Source organism: Asanoa sp. NPDC049475 (genome assembly GCF_040676915.1).
Lineage (GTDB): Bacteria > Actinomycetota > Actinomycetes > Mycobacteriales > Micromonosporaceae > Asanoa.
In genome coordinates this window covers 699,843-719,305 of record NZ_JBFAPY010000004.1, presented here as the reverse complement: position 1 = coordinate 719,305, position 19,463 = coordinate 699,843, and the positions used below count along the sequence as shown (strand labels likewise).

Below are 19,463 nucleotides of genomic sequence, written 5' to 3'. Positions count from 1 at the left end.
GCGCGATGAGCAACCGCATTCACCACCTCAACATCGACAGCCATGACCCGTACGAGCTGGCGGGGTGGTGGTCGAAGGTGCTCGGCTACGCGCGCTCCGACGAGGACTTCCCGGGCGACCCCGAGGCCATGTTGATCGCGCCCGAGGGTGCCGGTCCCGGCGTGCTGTTCTGTCAGATCCCGGACGAGAAGACCGTCAAGAACCGACTCCACTTCGACCTGCAACCGACCGAGCGTACGCGCGACGAAGAGGTCGAGCGGCTGCTCGGCATCGGCGCCACCCTGGTCGGGGACCACCGCCGCCCGGACGGCACGGGCTGGGTGACGCTGGCCGATCCCGAGGGCAACGAGTTCTGCGTCGAGCGCAGCGCGGCCGAGCGGGCCTAGTCACGATCGGGATACACGTTGTGTCCCCTGCCCGACGCTGGGCAGGCGGCGTGTGCGTGTGCTCGCTACGATCCGGCAAGTCCACAAGGAGTAACTCCGGGAGCCGTGATGTCCGATCCATACGCCCAGCCACCGTCGTACGGCTCCCAGCCGCCCCACGGCCAGCAGCCCCCGCAGCAGCCGCAGTACGGCCAGCCCTACGGTGAGCAGCAGCCGCCGCAGCAGCCGAACTACGGGCAGACGTACGGGTCGCCGCAGCCCGGCACCTACGGCCAGCCGCCGCAGCAGCCCGACTACGGTCAGCAGCCTGGTTACGGTCAGCAGCCTGGTTACGGTCAGCAGCCCGACTACGGCCAGCAGCCGGGCTACGGCAGCGACTACGGGCAGCAGCCGCCCGCCTATGGCCAGCCCTCGTCGCCGGCGCCCTACGGGCAGCAGCCGGCCTACCCGCAGCAGCAGGGCTACGGCCAGCAGCCGCAGCAGGGCGGCTACGGCGACCAGTTCGGTGGGCCGCCGATGCCCCCCACCGCACCGCCGAAGAAGAGCCGGGCCGGCAAGATCGTGCTGATCGTCCTGGCGTCCGTGCTGGTGCTCTGCCTCGGTGGCGCCGCGGCGCTCTACTTCGGGCTGAAGGACACGGTCAAGGACGTCGTCGAGGCCACCAACACCCGCGTGACGGCGCCCGCGACGCTCGGCGGCCAGCCCCGGATCCAGGACCCGGACCTCCAGACCGCGGTCGACGAGATGAAGACCCAGCTCAACGCCGACCTGCCCGACGCGAGCAGCACGGCTGCCGCGTTCTACGGCAACATCGAGAAGAAGCAGCTGATCATGCTGGTGGCGGCGTCCGGCCTGATCGCCAACCCGGGTTCCGAGCTCGAGAAGACGTTCGCCGACCTCAACAAGGCGCCGTTCGCGATGAAGAACATCAAGACGGTCGACCCCGGCCCGCAGGGCGGCGAGGCCCGGTGTGCCGACGGCACGATCTCCGAGGGTGGCGCCGAGATCCCGCTGGGCCTGTGCGCCTGGGCCGACAAGGGCAGCGTGGGCATGATCGGCGTCTACAACGTCGACGGCAACGCGGCCTACAAGAACTTCGTCGCCATGCGCGCCGAGGTCGAGACCCAGTAAATCGGCAGACGAGAAAGGCCCCCGGGACAACCCGGGGGCCTTTTCGTTGCCGTCAGCGGCGGCCGGTCGCCGCCAGGTACGGCGTGATGCCGCCCAGGTGGAACGGCCACCCGGCGCCCAGGATCAGGCACAGGTCGATGTCCTTGGCGTCGGCGACCACGCCGTCGGCCAGCATCGTGCGCACCTCGTTGGCGATCGCGTCGAGCGCCCGGTCGCGCACCTGCTCGGCGGTCAGCGGCGCGTCGCCGACCTGGAGCAGCGCGACCACGGACTCGTCGACGTTGCCCTCGCGGTCGGTCAGCGGCTTGCCGGCCTCGACGATGCGCGCGAGGTTCTCGCTGACCCCGAACCGGTCCGGGAACGCCGCGTGCATGGTCTTCGAGACGTGCAGCGCGACCGCCGGTCCGACCATGGTGAGCAGCGCGAGCGGCCGCATCGGCAGGCCCAGCGGGTCGAGCGCGGTGTTGGCCACCTCGACCGGCGTGCCGGCGTCGATCGCCGCGTAGATCTCGCCGAGGAACCGGGTCAGCAGCCGGTTGACCACGAACGACGGCGCGTCCTTGACCAGCACGCAGGACTTCTTGAGCTGCTTGCCGACCGCGAACGCCGTGGCCAGCGCCGGGTCGTCCGTCTTGGCGGCCCGGACGATCTCGACCAGCGGCATCACCGACACCGGGTTGAAGAAGTGGAAGCCGACGACCCGCTCCGGATGCTCGAGGTCGGCCGCCATCTCGGTGACCGACAGCGACGAGGTGTTGGTGGCCAGCACCGCCTCCGGCGAGACGATCTTCTCCAGTTCGGCGAAGACCTGCTTCTTGACGCCCAGGTCCTCGAACACCGCCTCGATGACGAAGTCCGCGTCGGCGAAGGCCGCCTTGTCGACAGAGCCGCTGACCAGGCCGCGCAGCTTGGCGGCCGTACCCTCGTCGATCCGGCCCTTGCCGTGCAGCTTGTCGATCTCGCCGCGCACGTAGGCGACGCCCTTGTCGACCCGCTCCTGGTCGAGGTCGGTCAGCACGACCGGGACCTCGAGCCGGCGGGCGAACAGCAGCGCCATCTGCCCGGCCATCAGACCAGCGCCGACCACGCCGACCTTCGTGACGTCGCGGGCCAGTGCCTTGTCCGGAGCGCCGGCCGGCCGCTTGTCACGGCGCTGCACCAGGTCGAACGCGTAGAGGCTGTTGCGCAGCTGCGGGCCGGTGACCAGGTCGCCGAGCGCCTCGTCCTCGGCGGCGGTGCCGGTGGCGAAGTCGGCGTCCTTGGCCAGCGCGAGCAGCTCCAGCGCCTTCTCGGCGGAGGCGACCGCGCCGTGCAGCTTCTCGTCGAGCTGCATCTTGGCGAAGTAGAGGACGCCGTCCCACATGTCGCGATCGATCTCCGGCCGCGGGGCGGTGATCTCGCCCGCGACCACGCCGGCAGCCCACTCCAGCGACCGTTCCAGGAAGTCGGCCGGCTCCAGCAGCACGTCGGCGATGCCCAGCTCACGGGCCTGGGGCGGGCGCAGGGTCTTCTGCGTCAGCGGGTTCTGGATGATCACCTGCGCGGCCGGCGCGATGCCGATCAGGTTGGGCAGCAGCTGCGTGCCACCCCACGCCGGCACCAGGCCGAGCGAGACCTCGGGCAGGGCCAGGGCGCCCGCGCCGCCGGACAGGGTCCGGTAGTGGCAGTGCAGTGCCACCTCCAGGCCGCCGCCCATGGCCACGCCGTTGACGAACGCGAACGTGGGGATCGTCGACTCGCGCAGGCGGTTGAACACGCGGTGCCCGAGCCGGCCGAGCTCGACCGCCTGCTCGCGCGACGCGACCCGCGGCATGCCCGTGATGTCCGCACCGACCGAGAAGATGTACGGCTTGCCGGTGATCGCGATGAACGCGGGCTCCAGCGCCTGTGCGGCGGTGATCGCCTTGTCCAGGCTGGCCAGGCCGCCGGGGCCGAACGTGTTGGGCTTGGTGTGGTCGAGCCCGTTGTCCAGGGTGATCAGGGCGGCCTTGCGGCCCTTGACGGTGACCGCGCGCACCAGCGCCCGAGTCACGATCTCGTCGGTGCTCACGCGCCCTCCCCGCTTCGCGGGGAAACGCGTGCGCACAGGCTGCTGAGCCGACTGGTTCGTTCGCTTCGCTCTCTCACTTGCCGCCCTCCCAGTTCGGGTTCTCCCAGATGACCGAGCCGCCCATGCCGATGCCGATGCACATGGCGGTGATGCCGTACCGCACCTCGGGGTGCTCCGCGAACTGGCGCGCGAGCTGGGTCATCAGCCGCACGCCCGAGGAGGCCAGCGGGTGCCCGACCGCGATCGCGCCGCCCCACGGGTTGACCCGCGGGTCGTCGTCGGCGACGCCGAAGTGGTCGAGGAAGGCCAGCACCTGCACGGCGAACGCCTCGTTGAGCTCGAACAGGCCGATGTCGGCGATGTCGAGGCCGGCGATCCGCAGCGCCTTCTCGGTCGCCGGGATCGGGCCGACGCCCATCACCTCGGGCTCGACGCCGACGAAGCCGTACGACACCAGGCGCATGGCCACCGGCAGCCCGAGCTCGCGGGCGGTGTCCTCGGCGGCGATGATGCTCGCGGTCGCGCCGTCGTTGAGGCCGGCCGAGTTGCCCGCCGTGACCCGGCCGTGGGGGCGGAACGGGGTCTTCAGCGTGGCGAGCTTCGCCATGCTGGTGTCGCGTGGCGCCTCGTCGACCGTGGCCAGCCCCCAGCCGTTGTCCGGGTCGCGCAGGGCGACGGGCACGAGGTCGTCCTGGAGCTTGCCGTTCGCGTACGCCTTGGCCGTCCTGACCTGGCTCGCGAGCCCGAACGCGTCGGCCCGCTCGCGGGTGACCGCCGGCAGCCGGTCGTGCAGGTTCTCCGCGGTCTTGCCCATCACCAGCGCGGACGGGTCGACGAGCTTCTCGGCCAGGATCCGCGGGTTGGGGTCGACGCCCTCACCCATCGGGTGCCGGCCCATGTGCTCGACTCCGCCTGCGATGGCGACGTCGTACGCGCCCATCGCGATCCCGCCGGCGACGTTGGTGACGGCGGTCATCGCGCCCGCGCACATCCGGTCGATCGCGAAGCCGGGCACGGTCTTGGGCAGGCCGGCCAGCAGGGCGGCGGTGCGGCCGATGGTCAGGCCCTGGTCGCCGATCTGGGTGGTCGCGGCGATGGCGACCTCCTCGACCCGCTCCGGGGGCAGCTGCGGGTTGCGCCGGAGCAGCTCGCGGATGCAGCGGATGACCAGATCGTCGGCGCGGGTGTGCGCGTACATGCCACCCGCCTTTCCGAAGGGGGTGCGGACGCCGTCGACGAACGCGACGTCGCGGACAGAACGGGGCACGGATGGGCCTCCTCGGTACGGGGTCTGAGTCGAATGCTACTCGCCGGTAACCTCGCACGGAGCGTGGAGTGGGACACAAGCACGCGGTTGGTAGGGTCCAGACCCATGAAGGTCTTGATCGCGGGCGGGGCGGGGTTCATCGGCAGCACGGTGGCCTCGGCCTGCATCGACTCCGGCATCACCCCGGTGATCGTCGACAACCTGGTCACCGGCCGCGCCGAGTACGTCCGTGATCGCCTCTTCTACGAGGGCGACATCGCCGACGGAGCCCTGATCGACCGGATCTTCGCTGACCACCCGGACATCTCGGCCGTGGTGCACGCCGCCGCGCTCATCGTGGTGCCCGAGTCGGTGGCCGAGCCGGTGCGCTACTACCGCGAGAACGTGGCGAAGTCGCTCGAGCTGATCTCGCACGTGACCCGCAACGGCTGCCAGCGTTACCTGTTCTCGTCGTCGGCCTCCATCTACGCCCCGGGCGCCGACTTCACCGTCGACGAGTCGTCGGCGTTGCGCCCGGAGTCGCCGTACGCGCGGACCAAGGCCGTCATGGAGTGGGTCCTGGAGGACTGCACCAACGCGTACGACCTGCGGGTCATCTCGCTGCGCTACTTCAACCCGATCGGCGCGGACCCGAAGATGCGCACGGGCCTGCAGCACGCACAGCCGACGCACCTGCTCGGCCGCCTGATCACCGCCCTGGAGGCCGGCGAGGAGTTCCGGATCACGGGCACGGACTGGCCGACCCGCGACGGCAGCGGCATCCGCGACTTCATCCACGTCTGGGACCTGGCCCGCGCCCACGTCGAGGCCCTGCGCCGGTTCGACGAGGTGCTGCCGGCCGGCGGTTCGCGCTGCTACGACGTGCTCAACCTGGGCACAGGCACGGGCACGACGGTCCGCGAGTTCGTGGCGGCCTTCCAGCGGGTGGCAGACCGCCCCCTGCGGGTATCGGACGCCCCGTCCCGCCCGGGCGACGTGGTGGGTTCCTACACCCGCACGGACAAGGCCCACGCGGCCCTGGGCTGGACCCCGGACTACACGGTCGAGGACGGCATCCGCCACTCCCTGGAGTGGGCCGCCCTCCGCCCCTCGGTCCTGGGCGAATAGGCGGCTCTCCCTCAGGCCTTCGGGTCGTCCAGGGCCGCGGCCAGGTCCGGGGCGATCAGGCCGACCTGCCAGGCCCGGGCGCCGTAGCCCCGTAGCGTGGCCGAGACCGTTTCCGGGGTGACGTCTTCCGGTGGGGTCCAGGCCAGGCGGCGGATCGAGTCCGGGGCGATCAGGTTCTCCGGCGGCAGCTTGTGGGCCGCCGCCGTCGTCGTGACCACCTCGCGGCACCGCGACAGGCGGCCCGCCGCCACCGGGTCGCGCTCGGCCCAGCGGTGCGGTGGTGGCGGCCCGTCGATCGGCGGGTTGGTCGGCAGGGCGTCGTCCGGCAGGCCGCGGGCCGTGTCCAGGGCGTCCAGCCAGATCCGGGCCAGCCGGCGCACCGACCGACCGCCGAAGCCCGGCAGCGAGAGCAGCGTGCGCTCGTCCTTCGGGTCGATCTCGGCGGCCGCGATGATCGCCGAGTCGGGGAGCACCCGGCCCGGTGCCGAGTCGCGGCGGGCGGCGACGTCGTCCCGGGCGTACCACAGCGCGCGGACCCGGGCCTGCGCCCTTGCCCCGCGGATGCGGTGGATGCCGGACGTGCGGCGCCACGGGTCGGGGCGGTTGCGTGGCGGCTGCGCGCCCCACGCGACCAGCGCCGCGAACTCCTCGGCCGCCCAGTCCTGCTTGCCCTGGGTGATCAGCTCGGACGCGAGCGCGTCGCGGAGGTCGACCAGCAGCTCGACGTCCAGCGCCGCGTAGCTCAGCCACGAGTCCGGCAGCGGGCGGCTCGACCAGTCGGCGGCCGAGTGGTGCTTCTCCAGCGCGTAGCCGAGCAACTGTTCCGTCAACGCCGCCAGGCCGACGCGTTCGAAGCCCGCCAGCCGGCCGGCCAGCTCGGTGTCGAAGAGGCGGCGCGGCCGCAGGCCGAGGTCGGACAGGCACGGCAGGTCCTGGCTGGCGGCGTGCAGCACCCACTCGGCGTCGGCGATGGCGGCGTCGAGCGTACGCAGGTCGCCCAGCGGCAGCGGATCGATCAGCACGGTGCCGGAGCCGCTGCGCCGGAGCTGGACCAGGTAGGCCCGCTGGCTGTAGCGGTAGCCGGACGCGCGCTCGGCGTCGATCGCCACCGGACCCGTGCCGCCGGCGAAGCGGGCCACGGCGTCGGCGAGGTCGTCGGGCGACTCCACGGGCGCGGGCGTGCCTTCCCGGGGCGCGGTGAGCAGCTGCGGCGTGGGGCCCGCGAGGGGTTCGGGAGCCGCCGGGCCGTCGGGGGAGCCGGTGGAGGGGCCGTCCGCTTCGGGGGAGGTGGGCGACTCGTCCCCCGCTCGGCGTGCGGCCCGACGGCGCAGGGGTGGTTCGTCGGTCACCTGCCAACCCTAGTAGGCGCGCCGTCACGCATCGGACAGCCGGGTCGGCGCGTCGGGTGGTGCGGTACGGTCCTGCGGGGGTCCAGTCCGGTGCGACTGAGGGGAGCGGAGAATGTCCGCCGGGGACGAGCGCACAACCTGGCCCGAAACTTCACCCGGGTACGGCGATCCACCGCCGCCGGAGGGCCCGATATACCTGCCGGTCGACCGCGAGTTCCCGCCGGCCGACCTCGGACCACCGCACTACGCCCCACCAGGGCCGCGAGGCCCCATGGAGCCGCCCGTCTCGTGGGCGCCGCCGCCCGATTTCAGCCCACCGGCACCGCGCGGCCCGATCGACTCGGCGCCCTTGCGCCCGGTGCCGCCGCGGCCCGGTCCCGTCTTCGCGCCGCCGGCGCCGCGCCATCCGGGGCAGGCCGGCTTCGAGCCGTTCGCGTCCCCTGCGGCGGACACCCGTAAAGGTGAAAAGCGTCGATGGGTCGTCGGTGCCACCCTCGGCCTCGTCGTGGTGCTGGCCGGTGTCCTCGCGTACCAGGCGGTGCGCATCGAGCAACTCGGCGACCGGCTCGCCACCAACGAGCGCGTGCAGGCCGACGAGCGCGCGCAGGCCGCCGGCCGGCTCGACGGGCTCGACGGCCGGGCGACCGACCTGGAGAAGCGCCTCGGGGCGGCCTTCAACCCGGAGGCGATCTCCAGCGCGGCGCTGCCCAGCGTGTTCCGCGTGGCGGCCGGCAACGTGACCGGCACGGCGTTCGCGGTGGGCAAGCCGGCCAGCGGCGGCAAGACCAACATGATCACCAACTTCCACGTCGTCGAGGACGTGTACGAGGCGGGCGGGCGTCAGGTGTTCCTGGAGCGCGACAGCAAGCGCTACGCGGCCACGATCGTCGACGTGGACAAGTCGGCCGACGTGGCGCACCTGCGTACCAGCACCAAGATCAATGGTCTGGTCACCGCCAAGGGTGCGGTCAAGTCGGGCCAGCAGATCGTGGTGGTCGGTGCTCCGCTGGGCCTGAGCGACTCGGTCACCACGGGTGTGGTGAGCGCGGTCCGCGAGCTCCCGGAGAGCGACGGGCCGATGATCCAGTTCGACGCGCCGATCAACCCGGGCAACTCCGGCGGCCCGGTGATCAACTCGGCCAAGCAGGTGGTCGGCATCGCCACCGCGAAGGCGCAGGACGCGGAGGGCATCGGCCTGGCCGTACCCATCAAGGTCGCCTGCGACGCTTTCAAGATCTGTTGACCGGAGTGCGGCCGCCGCGATCCCTTCCGGGGCGGCCGCACACGGCGGCGCCGGAGATCGGCTCGTCGGCGCAGCGTGAAACGATGGGCTCGATGACGACGACGACCCACACCGACTCCGCCCTGGTCCGCGCCGCCCGGGGCATCGAGACCCCGCACACTCCGGTCTGGTTCATGCGCCAGGCCGGGCGCTCCCTCCCGGAATACCGGGAGCTGCGCGCGGGCATCGGCATGCTGGACACCATCCGCCGGCCCGACCTGGTCGCCGAGATCACCCTGCAGCCGGTGCGCCGGCACGGAGTCGACGCCGCGATCCTGTTCAGCGACATCGTGGTGCCGGTCGCGGCGGCCGGCGTCAACGTCGACATCGTCGCGGGCACCGGCCCGGTGGTCGACGAGCCGATCCGGTCCGCGCAGGACGTGGCCCGGTTGCGCCGGCTGGACCCGAACGACGTCTCCTACGTCGACGAGGCGGTCCGCCTGACCATCGCGGAGCTCGGCGACACCCCGCTGATCGGCTTCGCCGGCGCCCCGTTCACGCTGGCCAGCTACCTGATCGAGGGCGGCCCGTCACGGACGCACGCGAAGACCAAGGCGCTGATGTACGGCGACCCCGACACCTGGCATGCCCTCTGCGCGCGGCTGGCCGAGAACGCGCTGACCTTCCTGCGCGTGCAGATCGGGGCCGGAGTGGCGGCCGTGCAGCTGTTCGACTCCTGGGCCGGAGCGCTGTCCGAGGCCGACTACCGCCGGTTCGTGCTGCCGCACTCGACCACCGTGCTGACCGGGCTGGCCGACGCGGGGGTCCCGCGGATCCACTTCGGTGTCGGCACCGGCGAGCTGTTGGGCGCGATGGGTGAGGCCGGCGCCGACGTGGTCGGGGTCGACTGGCGTACGCCGCTGGACGTCGCCACCCGTCGGATCGGTCCGGACAAGGCCGTGCAGGGCAACCTCGACCCGACCACGCTGCTGGCGCCCTGGGAGGTCGTCGAGGCGGAGGTGCGCCGGATCCTCGAGCAGGGCCGGGCCGCGCCGGGCCACATCTTCAACCTCGGCCACGGTGTGCTGCCGGAGATCGATCCCACGGTGCTGACCCGCGTCACGGAGCTGGTGCACACGCTTACTACCCGATAGGTCGTTTTTGTCGCTCGCCGCCGGCCGATCATGCTAGGGCGACCGGCGTGCCCTTCCCCCATGGCGCACCGCGGAATGCATAGGCTGCGGTCATGGCTCCGACAGCGGTTCCCGACGTCTTCGCGAACGCCGTCGCCAGCCTTCGCGCCGCGACCCCGCGGGCCGAGGTCCTCCTCGAAGAGGTGGGCGCACCACAGCGTCTCGCGCCTTTCACGTTCGCCCTCAGCGCCTCGGTCACCAAGGCCGACGACGACGAGATGGCGACCGGCCGGCTGATCCTGCTCTACGACCCGGCCGGCCACGAGGCGTGGGAGGGCACGATGCGGTTGGTCACCTACGTGACCGCCGAGGTCGACGTCGACATGGCCGCCGACCCGTTGCTGCCCACGGTGGGCTGGACCTGGCTGACCGACGCGCTCGACGCCCAGGACGCCCACTACCGGGCCATCGGCGGCACGGTCACCCAGACCATGTCGACCCGCTTCGGCGACCTGGCCGGCCCTCCGACGGCGGCCGACATCGAGATCCGCGCGAGCTGGACGCCGACCGACGACGACCTCGGCGCCCACCTGCTCGCCTGGTCGGTGCTGCTGGCCTCGACCGCCGGCCTGCCGCCGCCCGGCGTCACAGCGCTGCCCGGTCGCCGCAGCGCCTGATCCGGCCCGCCATATGGTGGGTCTCATGCAGAAGCGGGTCGCCGTGATCGGCGGAGGGATCGCGGGGCTGGCCGCCGCGGTGCGGATCCACGACGCGGCGCCGGGCACCGCCGTCACGATCTTCGAGCAGGGCGCCACGCTCGGCGGCAAGCTGCGCACCGGTGAGCTGGCCGGGTCGCCGGTCGAGCTCGGCGCCGAGGCGTTCCTGGTGCGCGACACGGCCACCGGCGAGGACTCGCCCGCGATCAAACTGGTCCGGCGGCTCGGCCTCGGCGACGAGCTGGTCAACCCCGCCGTCGGCGCCGCAGCGCTGGCCGTCGACGGCAAGCTGGTGACGATGCCCCGGGGCACGCTGACCGGCGTGCCGGGCGACCTCGGCGCGCTGGCCGGGGTCGCGGCGGTGGACGACCACGACCTCGACGCCGGCGCGCCGCTGCTGGCCGAGGGCGAGGATGTCGCCGTGGGCGCGCTCGTCCGCCGCCGGCTCGGCGACCAGGTCGTGGATCGGCTGGTCGACCCCATGCTCGGCGGCGTGTACGCCGGTCGCGCCGACCGCCTCTCCCTCGCCGCCACGATGCCGGCGCTGGCCCGACAGGCCCGGCGCGAGAGCACGCTCACCGGCGCGGTGAAGGCGGCCCAGGCCGCGTTCCCCCGGGTGCCGGGCGGCGCCGTGTTCGCCACGGTCCGGGGCGGGGTGAGCCGGCTGGTCGAGGCCGCCGCGGCGGCCAGCGGCGCGGAGATCCGGCTCGGTGCCACCGTCCGCGAGCTGACCCGGACGCCGGACGGGGCGTGGCGGCTCACGGTCGGCCCGACCCGGGACCCCGAGTACGTCACCGTCGACGCCGTCGTCCTCGCCGTGCCGGCCCGGCCCGCGGCCCGGCTGCTCCAAGCCGTCGAGGCCGACGCGGCCCGTGTTGTCGGGGAGCTGGACTACGCCAGCGTGGCGCTCGTCACGCTGGCGCTGCCGCGGCCCGAGCTGCCGGAGCTGTCCGGCTTCCTGGTGCCGGCCGAGAACGGCACCGCGGTCAAGGCGGCCACCTTCTTCTCGACCAAGTGGGCGCACCACCGCCGGCCGGACGGGGTCGCCCTGATCCGCGCGTCCGTGGGCCGCTACGGCGACGAGCACGTGCTCCAACGCGACGACGCCGAGCTCGCCAGCATCGTCCACAGGGAACTGTCCACCTTGGTCGACCACAGCCTGCCCAAGCCGGTCGACACCAAGGTGCGGCGGTGGGGCGGCGCGCTCCCGCAGTACGCGCCCGGCCATCTCGACCGCGTCGCCGCGGCCCGGGCGGCGCTGGCTCCGACCCTGGCGCTCGCCGGGGCGGGCTACGACGGGGTGGGCATCCCGATCTGCGTACGTTCCGGCGAGTCCGCGGCCGACGCCGTGCTCGCGGCCCTGCGGGACCGGCCGCAGGCCGGCTGAGAGAGGATGGTTCGCATGACCGAGCAGACCAACGCCGCCCGGATCCGGGAGCTCAACGACACCATCCGCTACACGATGTGGTCGGTCTTCCGGGCCGCCGAGCCGTTGCCCGAGTCCCGCAGCGGGCTCGCCGCCGAGGTCGACCGCCTGTTCGCCGACCTGGCGAGCAAGGACGTCACGGTCCGCGGCAGCTACGACGTCTCCGGGCTGCGCGCCGACGCCGACCTGATGATCTGGTGGCACGCGGCCTCCAGCGACGCTCTCCAGGAGGCGTACGCCCAGTTCCGCCGGACCGCCCTCGGCCGGCACCTGGCCCCCGTCTGGTCGCAGATGGCGCTGCACCGCCCGGCCGAGTTCAACAAGAGCCACCTGCCGGCGTTCCTGTCGGGCGAGGAGGCACGGGCGTACGTCTGCGTGTATCCGTTCGTCCGCTCCTACGAGTGGTACCTGCTGCCCGACGAGGACCGGCGCGACATGCTGGCCGAGCACGGGCGGCAGGCGCGCGGCTTCCCCGACGTGCGGGCCAACACGGTGGCCTCGTTCGCGCTCGGCGACTACGAGTGGATGCTGGCCTTCGAGGCCGACGAGCTGCACCGGATCGTCGACCTGATGCGTGAGTTGCGGGCCTCGCGGGCGCGCCGGCACGTGCGCGAAGAGGTCCCGTTCTACACGGGCCGCCGGCGCTCGGTGGCCGAGCTCGTCGAGGCCCTGCCCTAAGGCTGGTAGGGCGGGGCTACGCCCCAGCCCCAGTGCGGCACCGGGGCGTGCTCGACCGGGGTCGCTCCCGGCTGGGAGTTCTCCATCGCGATCCGGGTGCCCCACTCCAGGTAGCCGACCAGCGCCGCCCGGAACTCCGGGTCGGCCGGCAGCCCGGCGTCGTCGGCGGCGAGGCTCATCAGCGACGCGAACCGGAAGCGGTGCTCGGGCGTGATGCCCAGGTTCTTGTGGTGGGCGAGCATGTTCTCGTAGCCGCCGAGCTCGTCGGTGTAGTCCGACGGCCCGCCGAACACCTCCGACCACCAGGTGGTGACGTGCTCGCGGTGCGCCACGCTGACACCGCCGGGGAAGAACGGGCTGAGCAGCTCGTCCCGCTCCACCCGGTCGTAGAACGCGTTGATCATCCGAGCGATCGCCGGCCGGCCGCCGGCCCACTCGTACAGCGTCGGGGTCGTCATGATCTAAAAGCTATCCCCGCGCCATGGGTACGTGCGGGATGCCGTCCTCGAGGAAGCCTTCGCCGCTGACCGTGTAGCCGTAGCGGCCGTAGAAGCCCTCCAGGTGGGCCTGCGCGTCGAGGACCGACGGCCGAGCGCCGACGATCTCGAGTGCCGCGTCCATCAGCCGGCCGGCCACCCCGGACCCGCGGGCCTCCTTGGCGACGACCACGCGGCCGACCCGCATGCCGTCGTCCGGCTCGGCGAGCACTCGCAGGTAGGCCACCGGGACGCCGTCCCGCGCGATCCAGACGTGCCGGGTCGCGGGCTCGAGGTCGCGGCCGTCGATGTCGAGGTACGCGGCCTCCTGCTCGACGACGAACACCGCGCACCGCAACTCGAGGAGTCGGTAGAGCGTGGTCGTGTCGAGGTCGGCGAAGGACGCCACCCGTAGCTCGTCGGTCTGCGGCCGCATGGCCACCGAGCATAGTCAGCCCGGGTGGGCGCCCACGGTGTCGGTGATCGCCGCGGCCTCGGCACCGGCCGTGGCCCGCGCGCAGTGCGCGCAGCAGAAGAACCGGCCGCCCACCTCGACGCCGTGGCCGACGACCTTCACGCCGCAGTGCTCGCAGATCGGGGCGAGCCGCTGGATCGCGCATTCGAACGAGTCGAAGACGTGCCGGTCGCCGCTGATCGTCTTCACCTCGAACGCCAGCCAGTAGTCGTTGCCACAGGTCTCACACACCGCCATGGTGCCCGCCCCCAATCGGTTACCCGCAGCGTGACCCGGAAGCGGACCGGCCGGCAACCGAAACGCCTGATAAGAGCAACATTCGCGACCCATGAATGTCATGTAACGCGCGGTGTGTCGGTCCGCCCATGTCCGGTTCCGGCAGGGAAGCTCCATGAGGTTGTGTCCTTACCGGGAGGAGCCGACATGATCAAGAGAAGTAAGTTGTTCGGCAGCAAGACCCGCGTCACGTTCTGCCTGCCCAAGGACAACCCGGTCGGGCAGGTCAGCGTCGTGGGCTGCTTCAACGACTGGGAGCCCGGCCGGCACGAGCTCCAGCCGAGGCGGGACGGCACCCGCACGGTGACGCTCACCCTCGGCCCGGGCGAGTACACCTTCCGCTACCTCGCCACCGGCGGTGTCTGGCTCGACGACGAGCAGGCCGACGGCATCGACGGGCGTGGTGGACGCATCGTCGTGGGACAGCACTGAAAGAAGCGGTTTAACCTCAGCGAATGACCGCTGAGGAGATCGTCGTACCCCCGGCTCTCGTAGCCGCCCAGGTCCGGTTCCGCGGCGACGCGGGCCGGGCCTGGGTGGACGGGGTCGCCCGCACGGCGGCCGAGTTCCTCGACCGTTGGCGGTTGCGGCGCGACGGCGACCCGCGCAGTGGGGTGGCCGGTCTCGTGCTCCCGGTCGTCACCGACGACGGCACGCCGGCGATGCTCAAGCTCCAGGACACCGACTGGGACCACCCGGGCGAGGGTCTCGCGCTGCGCACCTGGAACGGCGACGGCGCGGCCCGTGTGCTCCGCGAGGATCCTTCGACGTGGACCCTGCTGCTAGAGCGCCTGAATCCGTCCCGGGACCTGCGGTCCATCGAGGACGACACCGCGGCGGTACGGGTGATCGCCGAGCTGCTCGACAGGCTCAACGCGTACGCCGCGCCGCCGGAGATCCCCCGGCTGGCTGACAGGGCCGCTGCGATGATCGCGGACACCCCGGCCGCCGCGGCGCTGTTGACGGACCCGGCCGAGGGCAAGCTCATCCAGCGTTGGGCCGACCAACTAGCCGAGGTGGTCGGCGAGGCCGGTGACCGGCTGCTGCACTGGGATCTGCACTACGAGAACGTGCTCGCCGCCGACCGCGAGCCGTGGCTGGCCATCGACCCGAAGCCGCTGGCCGGCGACCCGGGCTTCGAGCTCTGCCCGGCGCTGTGGAACCGGTGGGACAAGGCGGCGCCGGAACGCACGATCCGGCGCCGGTTCGACGTCATGGTCGAGGCGATGGGCCTGGACCGGCAGCGTGCGGTTGTCTGGACGCTCGGCCGTACGCTGCAGAACTCGATCTGGTCGGTCGAGGACGGCGACCGCGTCCTCGAACCCGAACAGGTGGTGGTGGCCGCCGCGGTTACGCGGGGATGAGCCGCATGCTCACCGAGTTGATGCAGTAGCGGGCGTCCTTGGCCGTGTAGCCCTCGCCGTCGAAGCGGTGGCCGAGGTGCGAGTCGCAGTGTGCGCACCGGACCTCGACCCGGACCATGCCCAGCGACCGGTCCTCGATGTAGCGGATCGCGCCGGGGATCGCCTCGTCGAACGACGGCCAGCCGCAGTGCGAGTCGAACTTGGTGCCGCTCTCGAACAGCGCCGCGTTGCAGGCCCGGCAGACGTACGTGCCCGGAGTCTTCGTGTCGACGTACTCGCCGGTGAACGGCCGCTCGGTGCCGGCCTGGCGCAGCACCCGGAACTCTTCGGGGTTGAGCCGGACCTGCCATTCGGCCTCGGTCTTCGGCAACTCGTCGGTGGGGATTTCGGCCACGGGGGAGGGCTTCTCGGGTGCCATGGGTCAACCGTACGACCCGTCTGGCGGAAGAGCCGATTACCTGGGTGTGACCTCGTCGTTAGCAGTGCATGCGAACACCGGTCAGGGTGGTCAGCGCGGCTCAGGAGCCATTACCGGGCGATCCGCTGCGCTTCCGGCCGACCTGGCGACAGGCGCTGGGGCGGGGCATGTGGATCGGCGTGCTGGTGTCGGGCGCGTTGGCGCTGACGGGACTGGCGGCGGTGCTGGCGCCGGAAGTGGCGCACTGGCTGACGGACGCCGAGCTCTACCGCACGGTGCCGCACCAGCTCTGGTGGCTGCTGGTGCCGCCGGTCCCGGTGGGCGCGGTGCTCGGCCTGCTGCTGCGGGGACGCGTAGGCGCGGACCTGGACGCGGCGGGCGCGTGGGCTGTGCCGGGCGCGCTCGGCGACTCGGCGCCCTGGCACCGGGTGGTCGAGGTGCGGATGGAACGCCGCGGCCGGCGAACGGTCGTAGCGCTGCCGCTGTTGGACGGGTCGATCGTCCGGCTCCGGGCGCCCTACGACGGGCACCTGCTGAGCCGCGACCCGGACTTCGAGCGCAAGCAGTTCCGTATCCGACTGCTCTGGGAGACCCACCGGTACGGCTGACCCTGGCCGGGTGATCCACCCGCGGTCGCTTGGGCGTTTTCGGACATAGCGCTCTACGCTCCCACAAATGCTCCTTTCGACACGAATTCTCCGGACGACAGGAACAGAACGATGACGAACAAACGACGGCGACGACTGGCCGGCGCGGCCGCCCTGCCGGCCGCGGGGCTCGCGGTGGTGGCCGGGGCGCTCGCGCTGAGCGGCCAGGCCGCCAGCGCGGCGGCGCTCGGCGACGGGCCGGCTGTTGGCGACGGCGACGCGGCCGCGGCCGCCGTGGACCGGGCGCAGGAGATCACGGACGGCGCCATGGCCGACGTGGTCACCGACGGGGCGCCGGTCGCACTGCCCGACGCGGCACCGTCCGAGGACGACGAAGACCAGGACGAGAAGGGCCCGGCCGACCTGCCGGCCGCGGCGAAGTACGGCAGCGGGGTGTCGCACATCGCCAGCGGCCAGAACGCCGGCATCCTGAACGGGACGCAGGTGGTCGTACCGATCACGATCGACGTCGACGTGTGCGGCAACAGCATCGCGGCGGTCGGCGGCGTCGCGTCGTCGTCCTGCGGTGACGACGACGGAGAAGAGCCGCCGCCGCCTCGTCCGCCGGTGCGCGAGGAGCCGCCGACGGCGCAGGAACCGCCTCCGGCTCCCGTCGAGGAACCGCCAGTGGCCGAGCCCGAACTGCCGAAGACGGGGCTGCCGGTGGGATCGATCGCGGGCATCGGCGGGGTACTCACGGCGGGCGGCGCAGCGATGCAACTCGCGGGCGTCCGCACGAACCGCTACATCGGCCGCCACCGGAGAGGCCCCCGCCCGTCCTGACACACGCCACTGCACCGCACCCGAATACGCACCACCTCCGTCGCGGGGTGGTGCGTATTTCGGGAAGCGGCGAGGGCCGCTTTGTCGCTGTCAACCCATGGTTTGAGGGATCCACAATGGTCTCCCGAAGTTCGCGGGGATCTCACCTGGCGGGACTTGTGCACGGGCGCCGATGGGCCGCGTGGCGGGGACCGATGCACTGCTGGGCATGGTCGAGATCGAACGGGCCGAGCCCGCGGATGCCGGCGAGGTGCTGACGCTCCAGCGCGCCGCCTTCCTCATGGAGGCCCAGCGCTACGACAACCCCCACCTGCCGCCGCTGACCGAGACCCTGGCCGAGCTCGCGGCCGTGCTCGACGGCCCGAGCACCGTGCTCGTCGCGCGCAACCCACGCGGCCGGCTGGTCGCCGTGGGCAGGGGTCGGCTCGACGAGCGCAACGGCTACACGATCTTCGACCGGCGACCGCTGGAGCGTGGGCCGGGGCTCGTTTACCTGGACAAACCCGCGGTGCGCTAGCGTCGGATCATGACGGACCCGGTCGATCCTCGTGCACAGCGTCTGTTCGACACCGGGCGCACCGGGTCGGGCGACCTGGCCGCCAGTCCGTTCAGGGCCGACCGCGACCGGATCGTCACCTCGCCCTTCTTCGCCCGGCTGGGCGGTGTCACCCAGGTGATCAGCCCCGGCGGCAGCGGCCTGCTGGTGCACAACCGCCTGACGCACAGCCTCAAGGTGGCCCAGGTCGCGCGGGCCATCGCCGAGCGGCTCACCGCCGACCCCGCCAACCTGGCCCTGCTCGACAAGCTCGGCGGCTGCGACCCGGACGTCGTCGAGGCGGCCGCCCTGGCCCATGATCTCGGTCACCCGCCGTTCGGGCACCTCGGCGAGGCCGTGCTCGACCGGCTGGCCCGCGAGCGGCTCGGGCTGCCCGACGGGTTCGAGGGCAACGCGCAGTCGTACCGCATCGTCACCAGCACCGAGATCCGCGGCGCCGCGACCATCGGGCTCAACCTGACCGCCGCGGTGCGTGCGGCGATCGTCAAGTACCCGTGGACCCGGCTGGGCTATCCGGAACCGCATCCGCGCCGGATGAGTCCGCCGCCGCGTGGTGCGTCCGCGCCTGACTGGGACCCGACCAGCGGGTCGGCCAAGTTCGGCGCCTACACGACCGAGGTCGACGACCTGCGCGAGGCCCGCGCCCCGTTCGCCGGGAAGATCCCCGACTGGCAGCAGACCGTCGAGGCGTCCATCATGGACACCGCCGACGACATCGCGTACGCGATCCACGACGTCGAGGACTTCCACCGGGTCGGCGTGCTCCAACAGGGGACGGTGGCGGCCGAGCTGATCGGGTGGCAGCGCGAGACCAAGCGGCTCGGCGGGCTCACCGACGCGGCCCTGGACACGGGCAGCCGCCAGGCCGGTGTCGCGATCGAGAAGCTGCGCCGCCGGCTGCATCGGCGCGACCGCTGGATCAGCGACGACGACGCCTTCGCCGACGCCGTCGAGCAGGTCCGGCACGACCTGGTCGACGGGTTGCTGGCCGACCCGTTCGACGGCTCCGTCGCGGCCGAGCAGTACGTCGCGCGGTTCTCGGCCCGCTGGACCCGGCGGCTGGTCGACGCCGTCCGGCTGACCGACAGCCCGGCCGTCCGCTCCGGCTACGTGCTGCTCGACCGGCCGCAGTGGCACGAGGTCCAGGTGCTCAAGCTGATCCACCACCGGTTCGTGCTGGACCGCCCCGACCTGGCCCTGCACCAGCGCGGTCAGGCGCGCCTGCTGGCCACCCTCGTCGAGGCGCTGCTGGCCTGGATCGTCGACCCGGCCGAGGAGGCCCGGCTGCCGCAGCGCCTGCACGACCTGGTCGAGTTGGCCGAGGCCGAACTGCCCGCCGGAACCCCCGACCGGGCCGCCCGTGCCCGGGGCCGGGCGATCGTCGACTTCGTGGCCGCCCTGACCGACCAGCAGGCGGTGGCGCTCCTCGATGCCTTGTCAGGTCGGTCGGGTCAGCTCTGGACGGACGCGTTCGTTCTCTGACCAGTACAGTGCGCCAATGGATCTGACGCAGACGGACACCAACATCACGATCCTGTGCGGGGTCGCCATGGTGATCGGTGTCTTCGGCGTGGTGATCCCGTTCCTGCCCGGCCTGCTGCTGACCTGGGCCTCGGCGACCGCGTGGGCCATCTTCGTGGGCGAGGGTGCCACGCGCTGGGGGCTGCTCGCGCTGGTCACCGTGATCGCGATCCTCGGCATCGTGGTCAAGTACGCCTGGCCCGGCCGCAACCTGAAGCGCAGCGGCGTACCCAACAAGACTCTTCTGCTCGGTGGGGTCCTCGCCATCGTCGGCTTCTTCGTAATCCCGGTGGTCGGCCTGGTGATCGGCTTCGTGGCCGGTGTGTGGCTGGCGGAACTGGCCCGGCTCGGCGACACGAAACAGGCCTGGCCATCGACCAAGCACGCCATCAAGGCCGCCGGCCTGGCCATGCTGGTGGAGCTCGGCGCGGCGCTGGCGATCGCGATCATCTGGGTCGCGGCCGTCGTGGTCAGCTGACGTC

General features: G+C 72.3%; 21 protein-coding genes and 1 pseudogene. 15 read left to right on the top strand and 7 right to left on the bottom strand.

The genetic code is table 11. The features are described 5' to 3' along the window. Positions 1-5: 5 nt before the first annotated feature. Together AB0J88_RS18955 and AB0J88_RS18950 are read left to right on the top strand one after the other, a co-directional pair. The gene (locus tag AB0J88_RS18955) at positions 6-386 is read left to right on the top strand and encodes a VOC family protein (protein WP_364342618.1); all 381 of its coding nucleotides are present in this window, start codon (positions 6-8) and stop codon (positions 384-386) included. 108 nt (positions 387-494) lie between these two features. Continuing rightward, complete coding sequence (locus AB0J88_RS18950) at positions 495-1,517, top strand: hypothetical protein (RefSeq protein ID WP_364342621.1); 1,023 nt, start codon at positions 495-497, stop codon at positions 1,515-1,517. Positions 1,518-1,569: 52 nt separating this feature from the next. Here AB0J88_RS18950 and AB0J88_RS18945 read toward each other — a convergent pair whose 3' ends face one another. Further along, entirely contained in the window at positions 1,570-3,567 is a 1,998-nt protein-coding gene (locus AB0J88_RS18945) for a 3-hydroxyacyl-CoA dehydrogenase NAD-binding domain-containing protein (protein ID WP_364342623.1), read from the bottom strand. Between the two features lie 73 nt (positions 3,568-3,640). Further along, positions 3,641-4,834 carry an acetyl-CoA C-acyltransferase gene (locus AB0J88_RS18940; protein WP_364342626.1) on the bottom strand — a complete coding sequence of 398 codons (1,194 nt, stop codon included), beginning with the start codon at positions 4,832-4,834 and terminating at the stop codon, positions 3,641-3,643. Between the two features lie 105 nt (positions 4,835-4,939). On the opposite strand from AB0J88_RS18940, the gene galE reads away from it, so the two are divergent. Further along, positions 4,940-5,941 (top strand): UDP-glucose 4-epimerase GalE, encoded by a 1,002-nt coding sequence (gene galE, locus AB0J88_RS18935; protein WP_364342629.1) that lies wholly within the window; start codon positions 4,940-4,942, stop codon positions 5,939-5,941. Positions 5,942-5,952: 11 nt separating this feature from the next. Here the strand turns inward: galE and AB0J88_RS18930 are convergent, their stop codons facing one another. Next, complete coding sequence (locus AB0J88_RS18930; protein WP_364342632.1) at positions 5,953-7,290, bottom strand: ribonuclease D; 1,338 nt, start codon at positions 7,288-7,290, stop codon at positions 5,953-5,955. Between the two features lie 271 nt (positions 7,291-7,561). Between AB0J88_RS18930 and AB0J88_RS18925 the strand changes: the two genes are divergently transcribed. From AB0J88_RS18925 to hemQ, 5 genes are all read left to right on the top strand, one after another. Then, positions 7,562-8,533, top strand: coding sequence for a trypsin-like peptidase domain-containing protein (locus tag AB0J88_RS18925; RefSeq protein WP_364342635.1), 972 nt, complete (start codon positions 7,562-7,564; stop codon positions 8,531-8,533). A gap of 92 nt (positions 8,534-8,625) precedes the next feature. Continuing rightward, positions 8,626-9,666 (top strand): uroporphyrinogen decarboxylase, encoded by a 1,041-nt coding sequence (gene hemE, locus AB0J88_RS18920; RefSeq protein ID WP_364342638.1) that lies wholly within the window; start codon positions 8,626-8,628, stop codon positions 9,664-9,666. 92 nt (positions 9,667-9,758) lie between these two features. Next, positions 9,759-10,322, top strand: coding sequence for a DUF3000 domain-containing protein (locus AB0J88_RS18915; protein ID WP_364342641.1), 564 nt, complete (start codon positions 9,759-9,761; stop codon positions 10,320-10,322). Positions 10,323-10,347: 25 nt separating this feature from the next. Continuing rightward, on the top strand, positions 10,348-11,748 hold the full coding sequence (hemG, locus tag AB0J88_RS18910) for a protoporphyrinogen oxidase (protein WP_364342644.1): 1,401 nt from the start codon (positions 10,348-10,350) through the stop codon (positions 11,746-11,748). A 15-nt stretch (positions 11,749-11,763) separates the two neighbouring features. Beyond that, positions 11,764-12,465 (top strand): hydrogen peroxide-dependent heme synthase, encoded by a 702-nt coding sequence (gene hemQ / locus AB0J88_RS18905; protein WP_364342647.1) that lies wholly within the window; start codon positions 11,764-11,766, stop codon positions 12,463-12,465. On the opposite strand, the gene AB0J88_RS18900 is transcribed toward hemQ, so the two are convergent. From AB0J88_RS18900 to AB0J88_RS18890, 3 genes are read right to left on the bottom strand one after another with little or no spacing between them, the layout of a single operon-like run. Then, positions 12,462-12,923, bottom strand: a complete 462-nt coding sequence (locus tag AB0J88_RS18900) for a group II truncated hemoglobin (RefSeq protein ID WP_364342650.1) — start codon at positions 12,921-12,923, stop codon at positions 12,462-12,464. The two genes, hemQ and AB0J88_RS18900, sit on opposite strands and share 4 nt — an antisense overlap. A gap of 10 nt (positions 12,924-12,933) precedes the next feature. Next, positions 12,934-13,377 carry a GNAT family N-acetyltransferase gene (locus AB0J88_RS18895; protein ID WP_364342653.1) on the bottom strand — a complete coding sequence of 148 codons (444 nt, stop codon included), beginning with the start codon at positions 13,375-13,377 and terminating at the stop codon, positions 12,934-12,936. A gap of 15 nt (positions 13,378-13,392) precedes the next feature. Then, positions 13,393-13,653: a Prokaryotic metallothionein gene (locus AB0J88_RS18890; RefSeq protein WP_364342656.1), complete on the bottom strand. Its 261-nt coding sequence runs from the start codon at positions 13,651-13,653 to the stop codon at positions 13,393-13,395. Between the two features lie 186 nt (positions 13,654-13,839). On the opposite strand from AB0J88_RS18890, the gene AB0J88_RS18885 reads away from it, so the two are divergent. Together AB0J88_RS18885 and AB0J88_RS18880 are read left to right on the top strand one after the other, a co-directional pair. After that, positions 13,840-14,124 (top strand): isoamylase early set domain-containing protein, encoded by a 285-nt coding sequence (locus tag AB0J88_RS18885; protein WP_364342659.1) that lies wholly within the window; start codon positions 13,840-13,842, stop codon positions 14,122-14,124. Between the two features lie 23 nt (positions 14,125-14,147). Then, complete coding sequence (locus tag AB0J88_RS18880; protein ID WP_364342662.1) at positions 14,148-15,056, top strand: aminoglycoside phosphotransferase family protein; 909 nt, start codon at positions 14,148-14,150, stop codon at positions 15,054-15,056. Here the strand turns inward: AB0J88_RS18880 and msrB are convergent. Continuing rightward, on the bottom strand, positions 15,043-15,474 hold the full coding sequence (gene msrB, locus AB0J88_RS18875; protein ID WP_364342665.1) for a peptide-methionine (R)-S-oxide reductase MsrB: 432 nt from the start codon (positions 15,472-15,474) through the stop codon (positions 15,043-15,045). The genes AB0J88_RS18880 and msrB overlap by 14 nt on opposite strands. Positions 15,475-15,542: 68 nt before the next feature. Here msrB and AB0J88_RS18870 point away from each other — a divergent pair, with 68 nt between their 5' ends. The 5 genes and pseudogenes from AB0J88_RS18870 to AB0J88_RS18850 all read left to right on the top strand — a co-directional run bounded on the left by AB0J88_RS18870 (position 15,543) and on the right by AB0J88_RS18850 (position 19,459). Continuing rightward, on the top strand, positions 15,543-16,082 hold the full coding sequence (locus AB0J88_RS18870) for a hypothetical protein (protein ID WP_364342668.1): 540 nt from the start codon (positions 15,543-15,545) through the stop codon (positions 16,080-16,082). A gap of 111 nt (positions 16,083-16,193) precedes the next feature. Next, on the top strand, positions 16,194-16,904 hold the full coding sequence (locus AB0J88_RS18865) for a chaplin family protein (RefSeq protein ID WP_364342671.1): 711 nt from the start codon (positions 16,194-16,196) through the stop codon (positions 16,902-16,904). Positions 16,905-17,112: 208 nt separating this feature from the next. Next, positions 17,113-17,289, top strand: a pseudogene (locus tag AB0J88_RS18860) (GNAT family N-acetyltransferase); the annotation flags it as partial. A gap of 141 nt (positions 17,290-17,430) precedes the next feature. Continuing rightward, positions 17,431-18,942 (top strand): dGTP triphosphohydrolase, encoded by a 1,512-nt coding sequence (gene dgt, locus AB0J88_RS18855; protein WP_364342674.1) that lies wholly within the window; start codon positions 17,431-17,433, stop codon positions 18,940-18,942. A gap of 16 nt (positions 18,943-18,958) precedes the next feature. Continuing rightward, the gene (locus tag AB0J88_RS18850; RefSeq protein ID WP_364342677.1) at positions 18,959-19,459 is read left to right on the top strand and encodes a DUF456 domain-containing protein; all 501 of its coding nucleotides are present in this window, start codon (positions 18,959-18,961) and stop codon (positions 19,457-19,459) included. Positions 19,460-19,463 lie beyond the last annotated feature (4 nt).